Here is a 6,678-nt window from a genome sequence, read left to right as displayed (position 1 = left end):
TACTGTACCTGTATCCCATCCACGAAAGCAAGGCGTGTATATCCTCATCCTGACCCTATTCTTGTCGTCCTCCCCGGCGCCCGTCCTGACATCGACAACGGCCGAGTTCTCCAGCGAGCAATCCTGCAACGCCGCGGACGCCAGGATGGCCAAGGAATTCAAGTCGAGCTACGGCGAGCACCTGCCGCGGTTTACTTTGGTGTGCGCAGCCAAATGACGGCGATCGACCACCAGTTCACGGTCCCTGAACGGATCTGGTTCGTCGATACGAACATGGACAACTTTGCCCTGGCAAATCGGGGCTCAGGCGACGATTCCCCGTTCGCGCATTGGCGGGAGGCCAAGCGTATGTTTGTCACGCCGGCGACGGAGTTCGAGTACGACAACAATTTGCGGTTGATGCGCCCGGGTGAGCCGGTGTTCGCTTACGAGGTTGGGGGCGGACTGGTCGGCCTAGGCTGGGTCAACAATCCCAAGGATTTAGCTGACAGCGTTGGCGGCACGATACTGCATCCGGCGGTCGGCTTACGGGTACGTTCGATCAGCGTGGACTGGGACACATCGGTAAAGCGACCGACCGCTGACATGACGAAAGGTGGTTTTAGCTTTACGGGACACGCGCTGCGTAAATATTCGCGGGGTTCACAAGCGCAGACGCCGAGTAGGTCGCGCTTGTATCTCGAAGGCATATTGCGCGAAGTTGAGCAACAGCGCGTGACCAATCCCGATGTGGTAGAAGCTGCCGCTCTCAAACACATCGAGTCGAATCCAGCCTATTCGCCGAAGATGCGGGCTCAGCTTAGTCAGGCGCGTATCGGACAAGGCCAATTTCGCAAGGCGGTGCTGACGCGCGAGCCCGCCTGCAGGGTGACCGGGGTCACGCAGCCGCCCTACCTCGTGGCCAGCCACATCAAGCCATGGGCCATGTGCGTCGGTGACGAACACCTCGACGGCGCCAATGGCCTGATGCTTGCGCCCCACGTCGACCACCTGTTCGATACCGGCCTGATCAGTTTCGCAGATAACGGCGACCTGGTGCTTGCACCTTCGCTCAATCCACAGGTCCTGCAGGCGTGGCATATCGACGCAGGCGTCAACGTCGGGTCGTTTGCATCCGACCAAGCACGCTATCTGGCCTATCATCGGCAGTACGTGCTTGGCCAGCCCCGCCCTCGCCGCCAGCGCAATCTCGTCGGCGACGCGCCAGCCAGCGGTGCAGCATGCGACGACCTGCTGTCCCTTGGATTGGCAACGGCCGCAGGTAGCCAATGAGCGGCCAGTCATATGAGGCGAAGCGAACATGACGCGGCCGATTTTCCAGCCGTCCGACGACGAGGCGCGGATCCTGATCAACAGGCTCCAGTCGATTAACGCTGCTCACCCTCTCAATCCACGCGACCACGGTCCGTTTGTGCGCGCTTTCGTTCGCGCGGTCTATGAGGCCACCGGCAAGACCTTCAGCCCCGTGATCTACCGCCGCCTGCTCGACGCCTATGCGCCGGAACGGCGGCCCTCAACGTCGACGCTGGAACGCGCGAAGCAGTCTCTCATCGATGAAATCGACCTCGAGCGCGAAGGCGCCGCCGAGGTCGCGGCGGCCGACGCGCCGCACCTGGCTGCGTTGATACGGGATGCCGTGCGCGAGGCGATCGGCACCTACTCCGTCCAGTCGCCGCGCGCTGCTGGCCCCAGCCCCGGCCCCAGCGCCAGCGCGGGTACCGATGTCGCCTTCTGGCGAGAGCGTGCCGCGGAATCCGAACGTGTCGTTGCAGAAGTTCAGGCGCAGGCTGCCCGTCTGGCTGGCGAACTGCTGGCAGCGCGGGCATCGCTCGTTGCCATGGCCGCGGAACTGACGGCAGCACAGAACCTGGTAAGGGACCAGACGGCGCAGATCGGCAAGCTTGCCGCCGAATTCGAGCAGGCACGCATGTTCAGCATGCGCGCGATCGACGACGCACGCGGTGAGACCCGGGCGTGGCGCGAGCGGTGCGCCAGCGTCGAAGCGCAGGCGGCTGCTCGCGCACGGGAAGACAACATCTTGCTGGAGACGTTCCGCCAGCTGGCATACCAGCGCGGCGCCACCATCCCTGCAGTACTCCAGAAAGGCTCGAAGTGAACGACCGATTGATAGCGCTAGTCCAGGATACCGACTTGATGGTCCCTGCCCCGCAGCCTGACCACGCGCTGGGTCCGGTCGACGACGACTGGGACGCCGCTGAGGTCTGGCTGCGGTCTGTCGCGCGCAAGAGTCGCAGCAGTTCCGGCGTGACCGCGGCAACCTACCGGTTTCATTTGGCAAAGCTGCGCTGGTACTGCGAGAACGTGCGCCGGGTGACGCCATCTCGCTGGAGCCTGCAGGACGTCGAGGCTTTTAAAGACTTCCTGGCTGACTTGCCTGCAGATGCCCTGTGCGCACGCAACGGTATGCGGCACGTCGGATCAGACGAGGCTGGTTATACGCCCTTCCGTGTGCAGCCCGCCGCCGGCAGCCGCTCGGACATCGAGCGCTTCGTCCATGCGATGTTCAAGGCTTGGCATGGCACCGGTTACATACGAATCAATCCAATGGCCCTGGAAGGAGCTGGAACGCGCCGATCCATTAACGCGCGCAGGGCTGTCGATGTGAATCTGTACGAGCTGGTCCTGGAAACCATGGAGAAAGAAGAGCTCGACAAGCCGGCCGCTCGCCAAACGAACTTGCGCGATCGCTTTATCTTGGTCGCGCTGCGCGAGCTGGGGTTGCGTGCCAGTGAACTCGTCGGCTCCATGATGGGCGCCTTCCAGCAAATCCCCGACACGAAAACGAAGCGTCATTACTGGGTTTTTCATGTCAGCGGATCGGTTGCCAAAGGGGGCAAAGAGCGCTGGGTCCCGGTAACGCGAACCTTGCTCAAGGTGTTGGAGGACTACCGGGTGGCGTTTGACTTGCCGCCCCAACCGGGAATTGATGAGACAACCGCCCTGCTCCTTTCCCCGCAAACACAGGCTGTCAAGATCGCCGGAAAAACGGTACGCCAGGCTTCTGACCGCCGCTTCTTCGGTGCCTGGCAGGAGCTAACGACAAGGCAGTATCTGTATGCGATCGTAAAAAACCGGTTGAAGGCGACGGCTGACAGGCTTCGGAAAGACGAACCGGTGCTGGCGGACCGGCTCGAACAGGCTTCACCTCACTGGTTCCGCCATACGTTCGCAAAAGCGGCGCTCTTGCAAGGTCAGTCGATGCGCGAAGTGGCGAACCTGCTCGGGCATAAGAGTATGGACACGACCATGGTGTACACCAACCAGGATGCGCTGGATTCGGTCCGCGCCTACGAGCGTGAAAATATGGGACCGGCCAGCGAGACTTGATTACCTTACGATGGCTCATGCAGGGGCACGGCCACTAAGCAGGTAGCGCTAAGAGAAAATTGATGACCAGAACTTGTGTGGCGGCATGGTAAAGTGTTGCTACGCGCACACTCTGTTGCTCAGTAGGGATTGAAATGAAAAAGGCCCTGCAGAGCAGGGCCTTTTTCTGAATAGCTGGGGGAAAGAGCCATTTGGACTGACCAGTCAGACTGCAGTTTCCGCCCGGGTCGATCCCCACATAGAGGGTGTGCTAGCAAGGAATAAGCTCACTCACTAGCCGAATTTTTATTTTATGCCATTATGAACCCCGCTGTCAATCCCCTTGAAAACTTGGCGGTAGTACGCCTCCTCGAATTTTTGTCCGATCGCAGTCCATGGAATCGTTCGCTATGGGGTATCGGCGTAGTGTTGGCACTCGATGAGTTGTACGAAGCTTGCGCGATGATGGCGCATGGGCACCTCAGCGAGGCATCGGTAAAACGTATCATGTCCTCCTTGAACAAGCGCGTTGGCCAACATCCTGGTTTCACTGCGGTGGAGAAGAGGCTGCTTAATCAGCATCTGCAGCAAGTGCCACGTCCAGATGGCGTAGCACATTACACAATCAGACAGATCTCAGGCATCGTCTCGGCAGACTATCTGGACAGATGGGCTCGGGTAGTAGCGACCGGAAACTTTAATGTCGAGCTCTTCGCTCGCAGCGTCGCGGGCCATCTGCTCGATGCCGGGTTCTCTGGGCAATACCTGCGCGACTTCATCAACGCTCGTCTCCCGCATATGGCTCCCTTTTCATTGGCTCAGCTGTGTGGTGAGCTGCAACAGGAAATGAGAGCGAGCCCACTACGCGATATCGAAGTGATGCTCGCTTTTGGGGCGGTGCCAAGAATGCGCAGTGGAGTACCTGCAACCTGGTTGAGAGGATCTGCCGTGACCGACTGGCTGCGATTGCAAGGCTTTGATACTACCGGCGTGCGTGCTGCGGCGGCGCTCGTGCTCAGAGTCCGAGCTCGAGACCTGATCGGCGCGGCGCACGTGGCCCGAACCGAGTCCGATCGCTATGCCGCTAGGACTTTATTGGCAACTGGCCACCCATTGAATCGAATCCCTAAGTTGTGGATCGCCGGAAGCACTTCACCGGTCCCGTTGGACCATGACCGCCGCGGTGTGGAAGTGAAAGAGTTGTACCGAGAGGATCGCATCTTCTCCCCCGAGACCAACCAAAGTGTGGATGCGGCGCTAGAGCTGCTCGCGCATTTGGACGGAAGCTCCCCTACCGCAGCAGTGGCAGGGGGGTGGGGAGCGATCGAAGGGTTATTGGCCCCGTCCAATGACCGCTCCTCGGCTGCCGACAATTTGGCCGGCTTGGTGACTTGCTCGTTTCCGAGAGCGGAATTGACTAGACTGGCCCACCTAGTCGAACAAGACTTCCCTGGGGTTTATCCGGATCTTGACGCAGCGACCAGTAACCGCGAGCGATCACGCATCATCGGTGGTTTTATTTTCGCAGGCCATATGCCAGCATTGCAGGGTTTGAGTGATCAGGCAGCGGTCATGCGGATGCACAAATTGTTCTTAAATCCTAAAGTTGGACTGGACATTATTCGCGATGTCATTTCGGATTCATTCCACCGGTTATATCGCCAACGAAATCTGATTCTGCACGGCGGCAAATTGGACAGCGTGGCACTGACTCCTGGATTACGAACGGTGGCAAAACTCGCAGGGGCCGGGATGGACCGTGTAACTCACGGGCATTATGTCCAAAATCTAAAACCTCTTGATCTAGTGGCGAAGGCCCACGTCGCCCTTGCACTGGTGGATGCAGGGAATCCGCTCGCTTGCGTAGAGCTTCTAGAGACCAACTGACGTGCCCCCCGCGCCCGACTCGTATAGATTAGCGTCTTGGCTTTACACGAGATAAATATAAATATGACAATAAATTTAAAAGATGTAGAAGACCTTCTAAGTGCCACTGGATCAATTTTTTCGGGCATTGCCGCCGCTATCGGGATTTATGTAGCTTTCAGAGTTCACAAAAACCAGCAGACCCTCAGCCAACGCCAATTACTGATTCCCTTGTGGGATCATATGGCATCGATGTCTGAAGTTAATCACAATTCACCCATAACACTTGACATTATCAAGAATGTTAATACATTAGAACTTGTTGCTCTGTGTTGTGAGGGCGGAATGGTTGACGAGAAGGTCATCATGAGGACTTTTAGGGAAGCACTGATTTATTCCGTGCCGACCGTTTCGCTGGCCTGCCCAACCTGAGACAATAGCAGCACGTTCACCAGTACCCCTACGATCATGCAGAGAAGTTTTTCCGACCTTGAATACGCGGCCAAGAAGAAGTTGACGAGGCGTGATCGCTTCCTCGCCGAGATCGACACCGTGACACCGTGGGGCAAACTGCACAAGCTGATCGAACCGCACTATCCGAAGAATAGCGGCCCGGGTCGCCCACCGATTGGCCTTGCACGCATGCTGCGCATGTACGTGGCCCAGCAGTGTTTCGGCTTGTCCGATGAAGGCATTGAAGATGCCATTTACGACAGTCAGGCAATCCGTAGCTTCGTGGGCATCGACCTCAATCGCGAATCGGCACCGGACGCGACGACGCTGCTCAAGTTCCGCCATTTGCTCGAAGCAAAAGGCATTACACGCCAGATTTTTGACACCATCAATGGACACTTGGCCGACAAGGGTTTGATGATGCGAGAAGGTACCATCGTCGATGCCACTTTGATTGCCGCGCCCCCTTCGACGAAGAACAAGGACGGCGAGCGCGACCCGGAAATGCATCAATCGAAGAAAGGCAATGACTGGCACTTTGGTATGAAAGCCCACATTGGCGTGGATGCTGCTTCGGGCTTGGTGCACACCCTGATTGGTACTGCCGGCAATGTTTCGGACGTGACGCAAGCAGGCGCGCTGCTGCACGGCGATGAGACCGCTGCGCTTGGCGATGCCGGTTACCAGGGCGTTGAAAAGCGCGCCGAGAATCTTGGCAAATCGGTGACTTGGCACGTGGCGATGAAGCGCTCCAAGCGCAAAGCGCTGCCGAAGAACAAACTGGGGCGGATGCTAGAAAAGCTCGAGCATCTCAAGGCAAGCGTGCGGGCCAAAGTGGAGCATCCGTTCCATGTCATCAAGAACCTTTTCCGTCATCGGAAGACGCGCTACCGCGGCCTGGCCAAGAACACGGCCCAACTGTTTACCCTGTTTGGTTTCGCCAATCTGGTGCTTGCCGGCCGTCGATTTGAGGTACCCTGATTTTTTCGGACACTCCTGTTTGGTAAACTTCACCGATGGGAGAATTTATGA

General features: G+C 58.1%; 7 protein-coding genes. All 7 read left to right on the top strand.

The features are described 5' to 3' along the window. Positions 1-217: hypothetical protein (locus tag ACFPOU_RS23725; RefSeq protein ID WP_379727575.1), on the top strand; the 217-nt coding region annotated here is incomplete at its 5' end. Then, entirely contained in the window at positions 214-1,272 is a 1,059-nt protein-coding gene (locus tag ACFPOU_RS23720; protein WP_379727572.1) for an HNH endonuclease, read from the top strand. The genes ACFPOU_RS23725 and ACFPOU_RS23720, both read left to right, overlap by 4 nt. Positions 1,273-1,300: 28 nt before the next feature. Further along, positions 1,301-2,116: a hypothetical protein gene (locus ACFPOU_RS23715; protein WP_379727570.1), complete on the top strand. Its 816-nt coding sequence runs from the start codon at positions 1,301-1,303 to the stop codon at positions 2,114-2,116. A 38-nt stretch (positions 2,117-2,154) separates the two neighbouring features. Next, complete coding sequence (locus ACFPOU_RS23710) at positions 2,155-3,348, top strand: tyrosine-type recombinase/integrase (protein ID WP_379727578.1); 1,194 nt, start codon at positions 2,155-2,157, stop codon at positions 3,346-3,348. Positions 3,349-3,648: 300 nt separating this feature from the next. Next, entirely contained in the window at positions 3,649-5,214 is a 1,566-nt protein-coding gene (locus tag ACFPOU_RS23705; protein ID WP_379727568.1) for an integrase, read from the top strand. A gap of 36 nt (positions 5,215-5,250) precedes the next feature. Further along, the gene (locus ACFPOU_RS23700) at positions 5,251-5,625 is read left to right on the top strand and encodes a hypothetical protein (RefSeq protein WP_379727566.1); all 375 of its coding nucleotides are present in this window, start codon (positions 5,251-5,253) and stop codon (positions 5,623-5,625) included. A gap of 36 nt (positions 5,626-5,661) precedes the next feature. After that, positions 5,662-6,627, top strand: a complete 966-nt coding sequence (locus ACFPOU_RS23695) for an IS5 family transposase (RefSeq protein WP_379727563.1) — start codon at positions 5,662-5,664, stop codon at positions 6,625-6,627. Positions 6,628-6,678 lie beyond the last annotated feature (51 nt).

Origin of the sequence: Massilia jejuensis (assembly GCF_042656795.1) — a bacterium.
Lineage (GTDB): Bacteria > Pseudomonadota > Gammaproteobacteria > Burkholderiales > Burkholderiaceae_D > Telluria > Telluria jejuensis.
The sequence above is the reverse complement of the archived record's forward strand: the minus strand, read 5'-3'. Positions and strand labels throughout refer to the sequence as shown.

Excerpts from the sequence above, each read along its gene's own strand:
- ACFPOU_RS23720 (WP_379727572.1), top strand. The coding sequence starts at position 214 with ATGACGGCGATCGACCACCAGTTCACGGTCCCTGAACGGATCTGGTTC.
- ACFPOU_RS23715 (WP_379727570.1), top strand. The coding sequence starts at position 1,301 with ATGACGCGGCCGATTTTCCAGCCGTCCGACGACGAGGCGCGGATCCTG.
- ACFPOU_RS23710 (WP_379727578.1), top strand. The coding sequence starts at position 2,155 with ATGGTCCCTGCCCCGCAGCCTGACCACGCGCTGGGTCCGGTCGACGAC.
- ACFPOU_RS23705 (WP_379727568.1), top strand. The coding sequence starts at position 3,649 with ATGAACCCCGCTGTCAATCCCCTTGAAAACTTGGCGGTAGTACGCCTC.
- ACFPOU_RS23695 (WP_379727563.1), top strand. The coding sequence starts at position 5,662 with ATGCAGAGAAGTTTTTCCGACCTTGAATACGCGGCCAAGAAGAAGTTG.